The following is a 17193-nucleotide window of genomic DNA, read 5'->3' as shown; positions in this document are numbered from 1 at the left end:
GCGTCGCAGCATCAGAAAAAACCAATACTAACAGCACCCAAAAAACCTGTAGGAGCTGCCGCAGGCTGCGATCTGTTGATCTTGGTCTTTAAAAGCAAAATCAAAAGATCGCAGCCTGCGGCAGCTCCTACAAGAGGTGGGGGGTTAAAGCTCAGCGGCGAGACGCGAACCCTGATTGATCGCGCGCTTGGCATCCAGCTCCGCCGCCACATCGGCGCCGCCGATCAGGTGCACGTTCTGTCCCGCTGCCACCAGACCTTCCTGCAGTTCGCGCAGCGGATCCTGGCCGGCGCAGATCACGATGTTGTCCACCGCCAGCACTTGCGGCTCGCCGGTTTCGCCGATGCGGATATGCAGGCCTTGGTCGTCGATTTTCAGGTATTCGACGCTGTTGAGCATCTGCACCTGCTTGTTCTTCAGACCGGTGCGGTGAATCCAACCGGTGGTCTTGCCCAGACCATCGCCGACCTTGGTTTTCTTGCGCTGCAACAGGAACACTTCGCGAGCCGGCGCGTGCGGCGCCGGTTTGATCCCGGCCACGCCACCACGGGCTTCCAGATGGGTGTCGATGCCCCACTCTTTCCAGAACGCAGTGCGATCGAGACTGGTGGCCACGCCCTCGTGCACGAGGAACTCGGAAACGTCGAAACCGATCCCGCCGGCGCCGATCACGGCAACGCGTTTGCCCACCGGTTTGCGCTCGAGGATCACGTCCAGGTAGCTCAGCACCTTGGCGTTGTCCACGCCCGGAATCGCCGGCACACGCGGCGCGATGCCGGTGGCGAGGATGATTTCGTCGTAACCGCCCTCCACCAGTTTCGCCACGTCGACGCGGGTGTTCAGGCACACCTCGACATTCGTGGTCTGCAGCTTGCGCTTGAAGTAGCGCAGGGTTTCGAAGAATTCTTCCTTGCCCGGCACACGCTTGGCGATGTTGAACTGGCCGCCGATTTCGCTGGCGGAATCGAACAAGGTCACCTGATGCCCGCGCTCGGCGGCCACGGTCGCGGCGGACAGACCGGCAGGGCCGGCACCGACCACAGCGATCTTCTTGATCTGCTGCACCGGCAAATAGTTGAGCTCGGTTTCATGGCAGGCACGCGGGTTGACCAGGCAACTGGTGAGCTTGCCGCCAAAGGTGTGATCGAGGCACGCCTGGTTGCAGCCGATGCAGGTGTTGATTTCGTCGGCGCGGCCTTCTGCGGCTTTGTTGACAAAGTCCGGGTCGGCGAGGAACGGCCGCGCCATCGAGACCATGTCGGCATCGCCTTCGGCCAGAATCTGCTCGGCGATCTCCGGGGTGTTGATGCGGTTGGTGGTGATCAGCGGAATGTTCACCGAACCACGCAGCTTGGCGGTGACCTTGCTGAACGCCGCGCGCGGCACCTTGGTGGCGATGGTCGGAATTCGCGCTTCGTGCCAGCCGATGCCGGTGTTGATAATGGTCGCGCCGGCCTGCTCGATGGCTTTGGCCAGGGTCACGATCTCTTCCCAACTGCTGCCGCCCTCGACCAGATCGAGCATCGACAGACGGAAAATGATGATGAAGTTCGGCCCGACCGCTTCGCGTACGCGGCGGACGATTTCCACCGGCAGGCGCATGCGGTTTTCGTAGCTGCCGCCCCAGCGGTCAGTGCGGTGGTTGGTGTGCGCGGCGAGGAACTGGTTAATGAAATAACCTTCCGAGCCCATGATTTCCACGCCGTCGTACTCGGCGCTCTGCGCCAGTACCGAGCAGGTGACGAAATCGCTGATCTGTTTCTCGATGCCTTCCTCGTCCAGCTCTTTGGGCTTGAACGGGTTGATCGGCGCCTGAATCGCACTCGGCGCGACCTGTTTCGGGCTGTAGGCATACCGCCCGGCGTGGAGGATTTGCATGCAGATCTTGCCGCCCGCCTCGTGCACTGCGCGAGTGACGATGCGGTGCTTGAGCGCTTCTTCCTCGGTGGTCAGCTTGGCTGCGCCGGAGTACACACCGCCCTCGTCGTTCGGGCCGATACCGCCGGTGACCATCAGGCCGACGCCGCCACGGGCACGCTCGGCGAAGTACGCGGCCATGCGTTCGAAGCCACCCGGTTTCTCTTCAAGGCCGGTGTGCATCGAGCCCATCAGGGTGCGGTTGCGCAGCGTGGTGAATCCCAGGTCCAGCGGGGCCAACAGGTGCGGGTAATGAGCGGCGGTCATCGGTAACTCCACAACGTGCGATCACGGAAATTGCGGGAGCTCTGCGTCCCCCGTCAGTCATGTTCGACAGACTAAGAGTCGCACTGCTGTCACTCAATGACCGAAACTGACAACTTATTGATCCAAATGCGCAGCGCCCCTTGGCAAGCGCAGGCATGCGCCCTACCCTAGTCGCCACACCCTGTACCCGGCTGTTGTTGGTTTTCATGCGCAAACTTCTGTATCTGTTTTTCTCCATGGCCATCGTTGCCGCCCTGACCACCTACGCCATGTGGGCGGCGGACCGGCCGGCGGGGCATTACCTGTCGGACCTGCGCATCAAACTGGCGGTCGATCAGGGCACGCCCGCCGACCGTGGCAATCTGCTGGGCATCCAGCCGGAACTGTTTCCGACCGACTACCAAAGTCCCGAGCGCCTGCACCGCAAACTCGCAGCTTATCTGCAGCAGGCACAGGATCAGGGGCTGCTCAACGAAAAAACCGTGGTGGTACTGCCCGAGCATGTCGGCACCTGGCTGATGATCAGCGGCGAGAAAGACGAGCTGTATCAGGCGCCGACCCTGGTCGAAGCGATGAACTGGCTGGCGGCGAGCAATCCGTTGCTGTTCGCCCGCGCCTGGCTCACTGCCAAGGGCGAAAATCGCCTTGACGACGCGTACCTGCGGATGAAGTCCAAAGCCATGGCCAAGGATTACCAGGCGCTATTCGGTGGTCTGGCCAAGGAATTCCACGTGACACTGGTAGCCGGTTCCATCGTCCTGCCCGAACCGAGTATTCGTGATGGCCAGCTCAAGCCCGGCAACGGCGCGCTGTTCAACAGCAGCGTGGTATTCGGCCGTGATGGCGTGCCGCTGGGCCAGCCCCAGCGGCAGATGCACCCGATCTTCGAACAACGTGACGTGATCGGAAGCGAAGACGAGCATGCGATCAACGTGATCGAGACCCCGGCCGGGCGTCTGGGTGTGCTGATCGGCAGCGACAGCTGGTACCCGGACAACTATCGCCGACTCGACGAGCAAGGCGCGCAACTGGTGGCGGTGCCCGCCTTCGTCGTCGGCCACGGTGCTTGGGATCAGCCGTGGCCCGGCTACAAGGGTTCGAGTACACCGGGGTCGGTCAGCCTCAAGCCCGGGGAAATCAGTGAAGGTCAGGCCTGGCATCGCCTGACACTGACCGCGCAACCGCCGAGCAGTCGTGCGATCGCCGGCATGAGCGTGTTCCTGCGCGGCCAGTTCTGGGACAAGCCCGGTTCGGGGCAAAGCTTCCTCAGCAGCAACGGTCAGCAATTCGCCGATGGCGAAGCCCGTGGCGCGCGTCTGCTGAACATCTGGTTGTAAGCCATGAAGCCGCTGCCGATGCGCCTGGGGGATCTGTCGGTAGGTTTCGTGCATAGCCTCGCTGATGCCGTGCGCAGCCATGGCGCCGATCCGCAACCGCTGCTCGAACAATATGGACTGGATGCTGCGCGACTGGCCGAGGCCGGCGCGCGGTTGTCGATTCCGCGCTACATGCGTCTGGGGCACAGCGCGATTCAGTTGACCGGCGATCCCGCACTGGGCTTGCGCATGGGCCAGCTCAGCCGCTTGAGTCAGGCCGGGCTCGCCGGGGTCACTGCCGCGCAGGCGCCGACCGTGCGCGAGGCCGCCCGTTGTCTTATCCGCTTCGAGCCGCTGTACGGCTCCAATTATCGCGGGCAGTCGAGTTTTCACGAAGACGCCCATGGCGCCTGGCTGCGCTTCTATTCGATCAGCCCGTACAACGCCTATAACCGTTTTGTGGTCGATTCGATCATCGCCGGCTGGCTGCATCAGCTGTCCAGCGTTGGTCGCGAGCCCCTGCGCGCCGAGCGCATCGAAATCGAATTCGACGCGCCGGACTATCGCGACGCCTACAGCGCGCTGGGCGACTGCCCGCTGCAGTTCGGTGCCGAACGCAATCAACTGCGCTTAAGCCTCAGCAGCCTCGCCCAGCGTAATCCCGAGCACTGCCCGAGTACCTGGCGGCATCTGCTGCATTTGTGTGAACGGGAACTGGAGCAATTGACCCGCACCCGCAGCCTGCGTGAACGCATCACTCAGCTGTTGGGGCCGTTGCTCAACGGTGGCCGGGAACCCGACCTGGAAGAAGTGGCGGCGCGCCTGAAGCTGCCGACCTGGACCTTGCGCCGCAAATTGGCTGAGGAAGGCACGCAGTTTCGCGCGATTCTCAATGACACCCGCCGTGATCTGGCGATGACCTACATCCGCGACACCGAACTGGCGTTCGGCGAAATCGCCTATCTGCTGGGCTTTGCTTCAGCCGAGGCGTTTCAGCGCGCATTCAAACGCTGGAACGGTCAGACACCCGGCGAGTTTCGCCGCAGTCACCGTAAAACCGCCTGACACCTTACAACTCGGTGGCGTCTTCGGCCGGCTCTGGCTGATCCAGTTCATACGCCTGGTATTCGAGCAGTTCTTCTTGATAGTCATCCATCGTGTAATCCCCCTGCTGCCCGTTTGAAAAATAGCCCGGTCACATGACCAGTGCCTCGAGCCTATCGTGCCCGTATGAAGGAAAAGTGACATCCCGCCTTCATGAATAAAACGTAGCAGTTGGTCAGGAATTTATCGCGGGATTTTTGTCAGGGGAATGTAACGAGATTTCACGCGCCGCAGAAACAACTGTGGGAGCAGACTTGCTCCCACAGGGTGTCGCACCGGGCTTACTGCATTGCCGGAATCGGCTCGGACGGTGGCGGGATATTGCTCGGGTTGGCCGGCGGCGTGATCGTTTCGCTGGCGGGTGCTGGTTCAGCACTCGGTGCCGGGGTGATCGGCGCAGACTCCGCAGGCGGTACCACAGGTTCGGAGCCCGTTGGCGTCGGTGCAACCGGGGCCGGCGCCGGGGTCGCAGCCGGGGCTGTCGGCGTCGTGGTCTGGGCTGGCTCGACAATCCCGGCTGGCGGCGGCGCAGGCGTTGCCTCTACCGCCGGGGCAGGTGTTGCCGGCGCTACAGCGGCAGGCTTGGGCTCCGGCACACCGAGATCGGTCTTGGGTTTCTCTTCGATGTGTGCGGCTTTCTTCGCATCGGCTGGCAGGAACAGCTCAACCAGGGTGAAGAAACGCTCGTAGAACTTCTGCGAGGTCACGGTCTCACTGGCCACCTTGACCATCGAATCGTCGGATGAGCCGATCGGCATCGACACCGAACCCAACACACCGACCCCGAGGCTGGCGGAGTTGTTGGTCTTCTTCAGCGCATAGCGATCCTGCAAGGCGTTGGCGAACACCGTGGCATGGTGCTTGGAGCTGCCGTCTTCGGTACACACCACATTGAAGCTGATCTCCATGTGGGTTTCACCGGTTTGCTGGAAGCTTTTGTGGCCACTGATCAGTTTCGGGTCACTGCTGGTGATGATGTAGCCCTGGCTGAGCAACGCACGACGGGCCGCCTCGCAACTCGCGGTGTCAGCCACCGGATAATTGCGCGAGAACGTGCCGGAATCATCGAAGTTCTCATGCTCATAGATCGGCTTGTCCTTCGAACAGCCAGCAACAGCGGTCAACAACAGCGCCAACCCAAAGACTCGCATGGGAGTTGAAATCAACATTGAACATCCTGAGGGAAAACAGTCCGGGGCGTATTGTGCAACAGAACTTGGCCCTGCGGCGCATGGATTGTGTCTTAAAGCCGTTACAACCTTATTGACCATTGTCTGCCGGAAAAAGTCGCAGCGACAAGTGATCGATGAAGACGCGCAATTTGGCGGTGGCATGGCGACTGGAGGGCCACAATACCCAGAACTGACCGGTGTGTTTCATATGCGCATCCAGCACTCGCTGCAAGCGCCCGTGCGCCACATCCTCATGGGTCATGAAATCCGGCAGGCAGGCGATACCCATCCCTGCCAGGGCCGCATGATTGACGGCTTCGATGGAAGTGGTGACCAGCCGCGTCGGCAAGCTCGGCTCCGGCGCGCCTTCCTCGCCAATCAATGGCCACGGCTCCAGCTTGCCGGTGGCATGAAAGGTGTGCCGCAAGCAGGCGTGCTCCGCCAGATCGGCGGGGATTTGCGGCACGCCGCGCTGCCGCAGATACAACGGGCTCGCCACCAGCACCATGTGAAATTCGCCCAAGGGCCGCGCCATCAGTCGTGAATCACGTGGTTGACCGGTACGAATCACTGCATCAAAGCCCTCCTCGACCACGTCGACCATGCGATCAGTCAGGTCCAGATCCAGCTCGATCTGCGGGTAGAGCGCCATGAACTCATTCATCACCGGCATTACCAGCCCGTGCACCTGCGGCAGGCTGATGCGCAGTTTGCCATGGGGCTGCGAGGCGGAATCGCAAAGTTCGAACTCGGCGGCTTCCACCTCGGCAAGAATTTTGCGACAGCGTGCGAGGAACAGCGCGCCCTCGCTGGTCAGGGTGATGCTGCGGGTAGTGCGATGAAACAGCCGCACGCCCAATCGCGCCTCCAGCCGGGCGATACTTTTGCCCACCGCTGAAGACGACACGCCCTGCAGCCGCCCAGCCTCGGTAAAACTGCGGGTCTCGGCGACCTGAACAAACACCGAAATACTGCCCAGACTGTCCATTCCACCCCTCCGATTCACGACATCCATGTCCGATATGTTCGGAACCGTAACCCATTTTTCTCCAATGCGCAGCGCCCTAGCCTATGGCCTTCACCCACTTCGGCACATGGACGCTGACTCATGAACGACGCACAACTGACCTCGGCCCTCACCCAGCCAGTCGAGACCCGCGACCGATTACCCCTCGGCGCCCTACTGGCCCTGGCCACCGCTGGCTTCATCACGGTGCTGACCGAAGCCATGCCCGCCGGCCTGCTGCCGCAAATGAGCGCGGGGCTGAATGCCTCCCAGGCACTGATCGGGCAACTGGTCACGCTGTACGCGATTGGCTCGATGCTCGCCGCCATCCCGCTGACCATTGCCACCCGCGGCTGGCGTCGTCGGCCATTGCTGCTGACAGCCATTGGCGGCTTCGCCATCGCCAACAGCATCACCGCTCTGTCGGAATGGTACTGGCTGACCCTGATCGCACGTTTGCTCGCCGGGATATTTGCCGGGCTGCTGTGGGCGTTGCTGGCAGGCTACGCCAGCCGCATGGTCGCGCCACACCTGCAAGGCCGGGCGATCACCGTCGCCATGCTTGGCGCGCCGCTGGCACTCTCGCTGGGCATCCCGGCTGGCACGCTACTCGGCACGCTGGTCGGCTGGCGCCTGAGCTTCGCCATCATGACTGCGCTGACGCTGTTGCTGGTGATCTGGGTGCGCTGGCAAGTGCCGGACTTTGCCGGAGAACACGCAGGTAAACGCCTGCCCCTACGTCAGGTCTTCACCCTGCCCGGGGTACGATCGGTACTGTTTGTGACCCTGTCCTACGTGGTTGCTCACAACCTGCTGTACACCTACATCGCACCGTTCCTGCAACCGTCGGGACTGGCCAGCGATATCGACCGGGTGCTGCTGGTGTTCGGCCTCGCCTCAGTGCTGAGCCTATGGATCGTCGGCAGCCTGATCGATCGCTGGCTACGCGAACTGGTGCTGATCAGCACGCTGCTGTTCATGCTCTCCGCCATCGCCTTGGGCCTGTGGCGAGAATCGGCGACCGTGGTCTACATCGCCGTCGCCGTGTGGGGCATGGCGTTTGGCGCGATGCCTTCGCTGCTGCAGACTGCTTCGGCGAAAACTTCTGGAGAGGCTGCCGATACGGCCCAGTCGATGCTGGTGACCCTGTGGAATGTCGGAATTGCCGGGGGTGGCCTGGCGGGTGGTTTGCTGCTGGGGAATCTGGGGGTTGGGGGTTTTCCGTGGATTGTTGTGGGGTTGCTGGTTTTGACTTTGTATGCGGCGCTCAGGGCTCGGGGCTATGGGTTTGCGCGGGTGAGGTGATGGGTTTGTCTGTCGCGGATTGGTTGACCGATCGACCGCCTTCGCGAGCAGGCTCGCTCCTACAGTGGGGTTGAGTGTGGGCAGTCAGAGATTGGTCGGCTGACAGGCCGCCATCGCTGGCAGGCCAGCTCCCACAAGATCAAGATCAAAAGATCAAAAGATCGTCCGAACGCGGCCCGAGCCTTCGGCAGCTCCTACACAGGCCGAGTGTCAGCTCGCCGAAAGCTCTTGATCTTGCCGTGCCGGCCCCATCGGCAGGCTGAGTGGAGGGGTTTATCCGGGGGAAGGAGCGCAGCGACGTTTGGCGAAGCCAAACACATCGAGAGGAGGTGCAGCGAAGCAAACCGGAGGCGATGTTCCCGGATGAATCCCGTAACGAAGGAACCCGAGCCACGGCGAGGGCCGAACGCCGGGGCCCAGACTTTTGGTTACTTTGGGGCGTTTGCCAAAGTGACTCGCCGTAAGGGCGAAACCGCCAGGCGCAGCACCCGAAGCAACGGATATACACCCAAATCTCGACCATAAAAAAAGCCCCGTCCATAAGGCCGGGGCTTTCCAGTTACCACTCAGTCAACCATCAATACCGCTTGATGTCCGCCTGACTCTCCAACTGCTTGCGGAACGCCGCAAAATCCTGCTGCCCCTCACGCGAAGCAAGGAAGCGACGGTACTGCGCCTTCTCTTCATCAGTCGGCGCTACTGCTTCATTCACACCGTCCAGACGCACGATCATCAGACTACCGTCCTGCAAGGTCACGCTGCTGAACGTCGGCTTGCCCTTGGCTGCCGGTTTCGGCATGCGAAACAACGCCTGCAGCACAGTCGGGTCAACCCCTTCCTGAGCACGGGTCGCCGCCGTCACAACCTTCCAGTTCTGGCCATCAACCGCCTTGTCCTGCGCAGTCTTGCCATCGCGCAGACCAGCAATCAACTGGTCAGCCTTGGTCTTGGCCGCGGCGCTGGCGTGCTCTTTGGTCAGTTGGGCACGGATCGCCGTGTTTACGGCTTCCAGTGGCAACTGCTCAGGCTTCAGATGTTCCTTGGCACGCAGCACGACCACGGTTTCCGGATCCAGCTCGATGCCGGTGCTGTTGGCGTTTTCTTCCAGCACTTCCTGACTGAACGCAGCCGTCACCACCGCGCGGTTGGCGGCGATGCCTTCGCCACCTTCACGGCCGAATGGCTTGGAGGTGTGCACAGTCAGTTTCAGATCTGCCGCAGGCTGGGCCAGGTCAGACGCTTCGAACGCCGAGTCCTCCAGCTGCTTGGTCGCCTCGACAAAACGCTGCTCGACCTGTTGAGTCTTCAGCTCGCGGGTCAGCTTGTCTTTCAGGCTGGCCAGGGTCGGCACTTCAGGCGCTTCAACACCCAGCAGCTTGATCAGGTGGTAACCGAAGTCGGTACGCACCGGCTCGGACACCTGGTCCTTGTTCAACGAGTACAGGGCTTTTTCGAAAGCTGGGTCATAGACGCCAGGACCGGCGAAACCGAGGTCACCGCCATTGTTGGCCGAACCCGGATCCTGCGAGAACTCCTTGGCCAGCGCTTCGAATTTCTCGCCCTTGGCCAGACGCGCCTGGACTTCTTCGATCTTCGCCTTGGCCTGAGCGTCGGTGGTCTTGTCGTTGACTTCGATCAGGATATGCGCGGCGCGGCGCTGTTCGGACAGGTTGGCGATCTCTTTCTGATACGCCGCCTGCAAGTCTTCATCCTTGACCGCAACCTGGTCGAAGAACGAGGACTTCTTCAGCTCGACGTAATCGACAACCACCTGCTCAGGGGTCATGAACTCCTTGGCGTGCTCGTCGTAGTAAGCCTTGACCTCGTCGTCGGTCAGCTTGACCGCGGCCGGGTCGGCCTTGACGTTCAGCGAAGCGAAGTCGCGGGTCTGTTTTTCCAGTCGGGCGAATGCCAGCACTTCGGCGTCGGTGACGAAGCCGCTACCGGCAACACCGGCGCGCAACTGACCGATCAGCATTTCCTGAGCCAGCATCTGGCGGAATTGCATACGGGTGTAGCCCAGTTGACGGATCACCTGGTCGAAGCGCTCGGAACTGAACTTGCCGTCCACCTGGAATTCAGGGGTCTGCAGGATCACCTGATCCAGTGCACCTTCGGAGAAAGCGAATTTCGATTGTTCTGCGCCTTGCAGCAGCAGCTTGCGATCGATCAGACCCTTGAGGGCCGATTCGCGGAGCATTTTTTCGTCAAGCAAGGAAGCATCGAAGTCCTTGCCCAGCTGTTGCATCAGCTGACGGCGTTGCATGTCAACGGCCTGGCTCAGCTCGTTCTGGCTGATTTCTTCACCATTGACCTTGGCCGCATCGTTGGTGTGCGTCGTGGCCTTGAAAATGGCATCGAAACCGGTCAGAGCCATCAGTGCAACGATGACCCCGATAATGGTCTTGGCAATCCAGCCTTGTGAATTGTCCCTGATATTCTGCAGCATGCGTCCCCCAGAAACGGTTGAACTTCAAAAATTAGGCAACCGTGGAGCGTGGGTAGAATCCGGATAGAAGAAAGGCGCATCCGAGGATGCGCCTTCTCGTAACTGGCGGAGCGGACAGGGCTCGAACCCTCGATCCCGGCGTTACAGGCAGCTGTTCCAGCGACCTGCTCTACCGCTCCGCTGCCAAGTCAGGCATGACCCCGACCCGGATGGGTAAAAACCTGAAACAAACTTGCTTAGTTGACAGCTTCTTTCAGTGCTTTACCGGCTTTGAAACCTGGCTTTTTAGCAGCAGCGATTTCCAGCGTCTTGCCAGTCTGTGGGTTACGACCGATACGAGCTGGACGATCAGTCACGGAGAACGTGCCGAAACCTACCAGAACAACGGAGTCGCCAGCCTTGAGAGCGCCAGTGACGGATTCGATTACAGCGTCCAGCGCACGGCCAGCAGCAGCTTTCGGGATATCAGCGGATGCAGCGATAGCATCAATCAGTTCCGACTTGTTCACTCTAAGTCCCCTTATATCTATTTTGAGATGATTCTAAGTTTTTTGGTGAAAGCAAAAACAGTGCTGAATGGCCTACAGACACTTAAGAGCCGCTTTATAACAAGGGCTCTAAAAAGCTGTCAAGGAAGCCCCCCAGGCAAAAACGTATTAATGCGTGCTAATTCTTTCCTTTGAATCAGACTCACGTTTTTCGTCCTTGGAAACTATCTCCGGAGCCACATCCGGCAAGGGCTCCGGCGCGTATTGCAGCGCAATTTGCAGGACCTCGTCAATCCATTTAACCGGTTTAATCTGCAGATCCTGCTTGATATTGTCAGGAATCTCCTTCAGATCGCGCACGTTTTCTTCCGGAATAATCACAATCTTGATTCCGCCGCGATGAGCCGCGAGCAGTTTTTCCTTCAGACCACCAATCGCCAGCACTTGGCCACGCAGGGTGATTTCGCCGGTCATGGCGACATCGGCGCGCACCGGGATCCCGGTCAAGGCCGACACCAGTGCCGTGCACATGCCCACACCCGCGCTAGGACCGTCCTTCGGGGTCGCCCCTTCCGGCATGTGAATGTGGGTATCGCGCTTCTCGTGGAAGTCCAGAGGAATGCCCAGGCTCTTGGCACGGCTGCGTACAACGGTCAGCGCGGCAGTGATCGATTCGACCATTACATCGCCCAGCGAACCGGTCTTGATCAACTGACCTTTACCCGGCACCACAGCCGCTTCGATGGTCAGCAATTCCCCGCCCACCTGCGTCCAGGCCAGGCCAGTCACCTGACCGATCTGATCCTGTTGCTCTGCCAGACCGTAGCGGAATTTGCGCACGCCGAGGAAGTGCTCCAGCAGATCAGCTGTCACTTTCACCGAGAAACGTTTTTCCAGCGCGTGCTCTTTTACGGCCTTGCGGCAGACCTTGGCGATCTGACGTTCGAGGCCACGCACACCGGCTTCGCGGGTGTAGTAACGGATGATGTCGCGGATCGCTTCTTCATCGAATTCCAGCTCGCCTTTCTTCAGACCGTTGGCGGCGATCTGCTTGGGCGACAAGTACTTGACGGCGATATTGATCTTTTCGTCTTCGGTGTAGCCCGGCAGACGAATGACTTCCATCCGGTCCAGCAGTGCCGGCGGGATGTTCATCGAGTTCGAGGTGCACAGGAACATCACATCGGACAGGTCGTAATCGACTTCCAGATAGTGATCGTTGAAGTTGTGGTTCTGCTCCGGATCGAGCACTTCCAGCAACGCCGACGCCGGGTCGCCACGCATGTCGCTGCCCATTTTGTCGATTTCATCGAGCAGGAACAGCGGGTTGCGTACGCCCACTTTTGTCATCTTTTGAATCAATCTTCCTGGCATCGAACCAATGTAAGTCCGACGGTGACCACGAATTTCCGCTTCATCACGCACGCCACCGAGGGCCATACGCACGAATTTGCGGTTGGTCGCATGGGCAATCGACTCTGCTAGCGAGGTTTTGCCCACGCCAGGCGGACCGACCAGGCACAACACAGGGCCGCGAATCTTTTTCACGCGTTTCTGCACAGCGAGGTATTCAAGGATGCGTTCCTTGACCTCTTCGAGACCGTAGTGATCGGCATCGAGAATGTCTTCAGCACGCGCCAGGTCGAGACGTACCTTGCTTTGTGCCTTCCACGGCACCTGCACCAGCCAGTCGATGTAGGAACGCACCACGGTGGCTTCAGCGGACATCGGCGACATTTGCTTGAGCTTGTTCAGCTCGGCAGTGGCTTTGGCCAGGGCATCTTTCGGCAGGCCGGCAGCATCGATGCGCTTTTTCAGCTCTTCGATTTCGTTGTGACCTTCGTCACCGTCGCCCAGCTCTTTCTGAATGGCCTTCATCTGCTCATTCAGGTAGTACTCGCGCTGGCTGCGCTCCATTTGCTTTTTGACGCGGCCGCGAATGCGTTTTTCGACTTGCAGCAGATCGATTTCGGCATCCAGCAAGGCAAGCACGTGCTCGACCCGGGCCGACAGATCGATGATTTCGAGGATTTCCTGCTTCTGTTCGATCTTCAGCGCCATGTGCGCGGCCATGGTATCGACCAGACGACCCGGCTCATCGATGCTGTTGAGCGACGACAGGACTTCAGCCGGGACTTTCTTGCCCAACTGCACATATTGTTCGAACTGCGACAGCAGGCTGCGCACGAACACTTCGGATTCGCGCTCGGCGGCGTCGACTTCGTCGATCAGCGAGACTTCGGCGCGGCAATGCCCGTCAACTTCGCTGAAGCGCTCTACAGCGCCGCGCTGCTCACCTTCGACCAGAACCTTGACGGTGCCGTCCGGCAGCTTCAGCAGCTGCAGCACAGTCGCGATCGTACCTACGCGATAGAGAGCTTCTTCACCGGGATCGTCGTCAGCCGGATTTCTCTGGGCCAGCAGCAGGATCTGCTTGTCGCCCGTCATCGCTGCCTCGAGGGCTTCGATGGATTTCTCGCGCCCCACGAACAGCGGGATAACCATGTGCGGATAAACCACGACATCACGCAATGGCAGGAGAGGCAATTCGATGGTTGTCTTCATGATTTCGCCTCTACGGCGGCCATATGGCCGTAATCAGATGGAATTAAGCTTGAAGCCAAGATGGGGGCTGCCTTGAAAAAAAACAAGCGCAAAGCGGATGTAAAAAACGACATAAAAAAAAAGAGGCCCGAAGGCCCCTTCTTTGTTCCGGCAGTGTGGACGCTTACGCGTCCGGCGCGGCCTTGGCCGTCGGCTCACTGTTTTCGTAGATATACAGTGGCTTGGACTTGCCTTCGATCACGCTTTCATCGATGACGACTTTGCTCACTTCGGACTGCGAAGGGATTTCGTACATCGTGTCGAGCAGCACACCTTCGAGAATCGAACGCAGGCCACGGGCACCGGTTTTACGTTCCAGGGCACGCTTGGCGACCGATTTCAGTGCGTCGGTCCGGAACTCCAGATCCACGCCTTCCATCTCGAACAGCTTGGCATACTGTTTGGTCAGAGCATTTTTCGGCTCGGTGAGGATCTGCATCAGTGCAGCCTCGTCGAGCTCGTCCAGCGTCGCAAGAACCGGCAGACGACCGACGAATTCCGGGATCAGACCGAACTTGACCAGGTCGTCAGGCTCGACTTCACGCAGGGACTCACCAACTTTCTTGCCTTCTTCCTTGCTGCGCACTTCTGCGTTGAAACCGATGCCGCCCTTGGTGGAACGGTTTTGAATAACCTTTTCCAGACCGGAGAACGCACCACCGCAGATGAACAGGATGTTACGGGTGTCGACCTGCAGGAATTCCTGCTGCGGATGCTTGCGGCCACCTTGCGGTGGAACGGAAGCGACCGTGCCTTCGATCAACTTGAGCAAGGCCTGCTGCACGCCTTCACCGGAAACATCGCGGGTGATCGACGGGTTGTCGGACTTGCGGGAAATCTTGTCGATTTCGTCGATGTAGACAATGCCCATCTGGGCCTTCTCCACGTCGTAATCGCACTTTTGCAGCAGTTTCTGAATGATGTTCTCGACATCTTCACCTACGTAGCCAGCCTCGGTGAGGGTGGTTGCGTCAGCGATGGTGAACGGAACGTTCAGCAAGCGGGCCAGTGTTTCGGCCAGCAGGGTTTTACCGGAGCCTGTCGGGCCGATCAGCAGGATGTTGCTCTTGCCGAGTTCGACGTCGTCAGCCTTCTTGTCACGCTGGTTCAGACGCTTGTAGTGGTTGTACACCGCTACGGCCAGAACCTTCTTCGCACGCTCCTGACCGATTACATACTGGTCAAGGATGCCGCTGATTTCTTTAGGCGAAGGCAATTTATGCGCGCTGCTTTCGGCCTGTGCTTCCTGCACCTCCTCGCGGATGATGTCATTGCACAGGTCGACGCACTCGTCGCAGATAAAGACCGAGGGGCCGGCAATCAATTTGCGCACTTCATGCTGGCTTTTGCCACAGAAGGAGCAATAGAGCAGCTTGCCGTTGTCCTCGCCGTTGCGGGTGTCAGTCATTCGTTCGATCCAAATCCGATAGGCTTGCAACACAAGATGAAGGCTATTGCGGGCTTTTTCAAGCCCGCTGGTGGTCGGACCTGCCGACCCACCTTATTTTGAGCTGCTTATTTTACGCAGGACGCTGGTTGATGACTTCGTCGATCAGACCGTATTCCTTCGCAGCTTCTGCACTCATGAAGTTATCGCGGTTGGTGTCGCGCTCGATTTCTTCAAGCGTACGACCGCTGTGCTTGGCCATCAGCGTGTTCAGACGCTCGCGGATGAAGAGGATTTCCTTGGCATGGATTTCGATATCCGACGCCTGGCCCTGGAAACCGCCCAGTGGCTGGTGAATCATCACACGCGAGTTCGGCAGGCAGAAACGCTTGCCTGGAGCACCGGCCGTCAGCAGGAATGCACCCATGCTGCACGCCTGACCAATGCAGGTCGTCGATACGTTTGGCTTGATGAACTGCATGGTGTCGTAGATCGACATGCCCGCTGTCACCGAACCGCCCGGGGAGTTGATGTAGAGATGGATGTCCTTGTCCGGGTTTTCCGCTTCAAGGAACAGCAATTGCGCACAGATCAGGTTGGCCATGTAGTCCTCTACAGGACCCACCAGAAAGATTACGCGCTCCTTCAGAAGGCGCGAGTAGATGTCATAGGCGCGCTCGCCACGAGCAGATTGCTCGACAACCATCGGGACCAGGCCGCCGGCGGCCTGGATATCAGAGTTCTGCTGAATATACGAATTACGGAACATGCTCTGCAGTCACTCCCAAATAGTTATGTCTTGAATACGCATAAGCCAGCTCGAAGGCTGGCTTATGTGTGTACTTCTTAACGCAAAAACAATCAGTCGGCTTTTGGAGCTTCTACCGGCTTGACCGCTTCTTCGTAAGAGACCGATTTGTCGGTCACGCTAGCTTTCTGCAGAACAGTATCCACAACTTGTTCTTCCAGCACAACCGAACGAACTTCGTTCAGTTGCTGCTCGTTCTTGTAGTACCAGGACACGACCTGCTCAGGTTCCTGGTAAGCCGAAGCCATTTCCTGAATCATTTCACGAACGCGGGCTTCGTCAGGCTTCAGGTCGAATTGCTTGACCACTTCGGCCACGATCAGACCCAGCACTACACGGCGCTTGGCTTGCTCTTCGAACAGCTCGGCCGGCAGTTGGTCAGGCTTGATGTTGCCGCCGAACTGCTGAACAGCCTGCACGCGCAGACGGTCAACTTCGTTGGACAGCAGAGCCTTTGGCACTTCGATCGGGTTGGTGGCCAGCAGACCGTCCATCACCTGATTTTTTACCTTGGACTTGATGGCCTGACGCAGTTCACGCTCCATGTTCTTGCGAACTTCGGTGCGGAAACCGTCGATGCCGCTTTCCTTGATGCCGAATTGAGCGAAGAACTCTTCGTTCAGCTCTGGCAGCTTAGGCTCGGACACGGTGTTTACAGTCACGGTGAACTCGGCGGTTTTGCCGGCCAGGTCCAGGTTCTGATAGTCCTCAGGGAAGGTCAGGTTCAGAACGCGCTCTTCGCCCGCTTTAGCACCCACCAGGCCTTCTTCGAAGCCCGGGATCATGCGACCGGAACCCAGCACCAGCTGAGTGCCTTTGGCCGAGCCGCCAGCGAAGGCTTCGCCGTCAACCTTGCCAACGAAATCGATGTTCAGCTGATCTTCGTTCTGAGCGGCACGATCGGCCACTTCAAAACGGGTGTTCTGCTTGCGCAGGATGTCCAGCATTTTGTCCAGATCGGCGTCAGCCACTTCAGCGCTCAGGCGCTCGACAGTGATGCCGTCGAAACCGGCAACGGTGAACTCAGGGAACACTTCGAATACGGCAACGTATTCCAGGTCCTTGCCAGCTTCCAGCGACTTTGGCTCGATCGAAGGCGAACCGGCAGGGTTCAGCTTCTGCTCAACCACAGCTTCGTAGAAGGAGGACTGGATGACATCACCAACAGCTTCCTGACGAGCGTCAGCACCGAAACGGCGCTTGATTTCGCTCATTGGCACTTTGCCTGGACGGAAGCCAGCAATCTTGGCCTTTTGGGCAGTCTGCTGCAGACGCTTGTTGACCTGGCTCTCAATGCGCTCAGCCGGCACGGTGACGCTCATGCGGCGCTCAAGAGCAGTAGTATTTTCAACAGAAACTTGCATGGATAT

Annotated in this window: 12 protein-coding genes; 3 read left to right on the top strand and 9 right to left on the bottom strand. The window is 59.2% G+C overall.

What is annotated here, in order from left to right; translation table 11 throughout:
- Nucleotides 1-144: 144 nt before the first annotated feature.
- Nucleotides 145-2184, bottom strand: coding sequence for an FAD-dependent oxidoreductase (locus tag LOY52_RS10290; RefSeq protein ID WP_258679360.1), 2040 nt, complete (start codon nucleotides 2182-2184; stop codon nucleotides 145-147).
- 206 nt (nucleotides 2185-2390) lie between these two features.
- Between LOY52_RS10290 and LOY52_RS10285 the strand changes: the two genes are divergently transcribed.
- Complete coding sequence (locus LOY52_RS10285) at nucleotides 2391-3521, top strand: nitrilase-related carbon-nitrogen hydrolase (protein ID WP_258679358.1); 1131 nt, start codon at nucleotides 2391-2393, stop codon at nucleotides 3519-3521.
- A gap of 3 nt (nucleotides 3522-3524) precedes the next feature.
- Entirely contained in the window at nucleotides 3525-4565 is a 1041-nt protein-coding gene (locus LOY52_RS10280) for an AraC family transcriptional regulator (protein WP_258679357.1), read from the top strand.
- A gap of 320 nt (nucleotides 4566-4885) precedes the next feature.
- Here the strand turns inward: LOY52_RS10280 and LOY52_RS10275 are convergent, their stop codons facing one another.
- Together LOY52_RS10275 and LOY52_RS10270 are read right to left on the bottom strand one after the other, a co-directional pair.
- Entirely contained in the window at nucleotides 4886-5773 is an 888-nt protein-coding gene (locus LOY52_RS10275) for a DUF2242 domain-containing protein (RefSeq protein ID WP_258679356.1), read from the bottom strand.
- Between the two features lie 91 nt (nucleotides 5774-5864).
- Nucleotides 5865-6764, bottom strand: a complete 900-nt coding sequence (locus tag LOY52_RS10270; protein WP_258679354.1) for a LysR family transcriptional regulator — start codon at nucleotides 6762-6764, stop codon at nucleotides 5865-5867.
- 120 nt (nucleotides 6765-6884) lie between these two features.
- On the opposite strand from LOY52_RS10270, the gene LOY52_RS10265 reads away from it, so the two are divergent.
- A complete protein-coding gene (locus LOY52_RS10265) occupies nucleotides 6885-8087 on the top strand; it encodes an MFS transporter (RefSeq protein WP_258679352.1) in 1203 nt (400 codons plus the stop codon).
- Between the two features lie 577 nt (nucleotides 8088-8664).
- Here the strand turns inward: LOY52_RS10265 and LOY52_RS10260 are convergent.
- The 6 genes from LOY52_RS10260 to tig all read right to left on the bottom strand — a co-directional run bounded on the left by LOY52_RS10260 (nucleotide 8665) and on the right by tig (nucleotide 17187).
- The gene (locus tag LOY52_RS10260; RefSeq protein WP_027614585.1) at nucleotides 8665-10536 is read right to left on the bottom strand and encodes a SurA N-terminal domain-containing protein; all 1872 of its coding nucleotides are present in this window, start codon (nucleotides 10534-10536) and stop codon (nucleotides 8665-8667) included.
- Nucleotides 10537-10772: 236 nt separating this feature from the next.
- Nucleotides 10773-11045: an HU family DNA-binding protein gene (locus tag LOY52_RS10255; protein ID WP_002552737.1), complete on the bottom strand. Its 273-nt coding sequence runs from the start codon at nucleotides 11043-11045 to the stop codon at nucleotides 10773-10775.
- 147 nt (nucleotides 11046-11192) lie between these two features.
- Nucleotides 11193-13589, bottom strand: a complete 2397-nt coding sequence (gene lon / locus LOY52_RS10250; RefSeq protein WP_027614583.1) for an endopeptidase La — start codon at nucleotides 13587-13589, stop codon at nucleotides 11193-11195.
- A 163-nt stretch (nucleotides 13590-13752) separates the two neighbouring features.
- Entirely contained in the window at nucleotides 13753-15036 is a 1284-nt protein-coding gene (clpX, locus tag LOY52_RS10245) for an ATP-dependent Clp protease ATP-binding subunit ClpX (RefSeq protein ID WP_003223632.1), read from the bottom strand.
- A gap of 112 nt (nucleotides 15037-15148) precedes the next feature.
- On the bottom strand, nucleotides 15149-15784 hold the full coding sequence (gene clpP / locus LOY52_RS10240) for an ATP-dependent Clp endopeptidase proteolytic subunit ClpP (protein ID WP_007951559.1): 636 nt from the start codon (nucleotides 15782-15784) through the stop codon (nucleotides 15149-15151).
- Between the two features lie 92 nt (nucleotides 15785-15876).
- A complete protein-coding gene (tig, locus tag LOY52_RS10235) occupies nucleotides 15877-17187 on the bottom strand; it encodes a trigger factor (RefSeq protein ID WP_027614582.1) in 1311 nt (436 codons plus the stop codon).
- Nucleotides 17188-17193: the final 6 nt, after the last annotated feature.

The sequence above is a fragment of the Pseudomonas sp. B21-051 genome, from assembly GCF_024748795.1.
Classification (GTDB): domain Bacteria; phylum Pseudomonadota; class Gammaproteobacteria; order Pseudomonadales; family Pseudomonadaceae; genus Aquipseudomonas; species Aquipseudomonas putida_A.
Note: the sequence above shows the minus strand (reverse complement) of the source record. Positions and strands in the feature narration are given on the sequence as shown.

What these genes read in the sequence shown, in the direction of transcription:
- clpX (WP_003223632.1), bottom strand. Translation starts at nt 15,036, where the DNA reads ATGACTGACACCCGCAACGGCGAGGACAACGGCAAGCTGCTCTATTGC.
- tig (WP_027614582.1), bottom strand. Translation starts at nt 17,187, where the DNA reads ATGCAAGTTTCTGTTGAAAATACTACTGCTCTTGAGCGCCGCATGAGC.
- LOY52_RS10270 (WP_258679354.1), bottom strand. Translation starts at nt 6,764, where the DNA reads ATGGACAGTCTGGGCAGTATTTCGGTGTTTGTTCAGGTCGCCGAGACC.
- lon (WP_027614583.1), bottom strand. Translation starts at nt 13,589, where the DNA reads ATGAAGACAACCATCGAATTGCCTCTCCTGCCATTGCGTGATGTCGTG.
- clpP (WP_007951559.1), bottom strand. Translation starts at nt 15,784, where the DNA reads ATGTTCCGTAATTCGTATATTCAGCAGAACTCTGATATCCAGGCCGCC.
- LOY52_RS10290 (WP_258679360.1), bottom strand. Translation starts at nt 2,184, where the DNA reads ATGACCGCCGCTCATTACCCGCACCTGTTGGCCCCGCTGGACCTGGGA.
- LOY52_RS10260 (WP_027614585.1), bottom strand. Translation starts at nt 10,536, where the DNA reads ATGCTGCAGAATATCAGGGACAATTCACAAGGCTGGATTGCCAAGACC.
- LOY52_RS10285 (WP_258679358.1), top strand. Translation starts at nt 2,391, where the DNA reads ATGCGCAAACTTCTGTATCTGTTTTTCTCCATGGCCATCGTTGCCGCC.
- LOY52_RS10265 (WP_258679352.1), top strand. Translation starts at nt 6,885, where the DNA reads ATGAACGACGCACAACTGACCTCGGCCCTCACCCAGCCAGTCGAGACC.
- LOY52_RS10275 (WP_258679356.1), bottom strand. Translation starts at nt 5,773, where the DNA reads ATGTTGATTTCAACTCCCATGCGAGTCTTTGGGTTGGCGCTGTTGTTG.
- LOY52_RS10280 (WP_258679357.1), top strand. Translation starts at nt 3,525, where the DNA reads ATGAAGCCGCTGCCGATGCGCCTGGGGGATCTGTCGGTAGGTTTCGTG.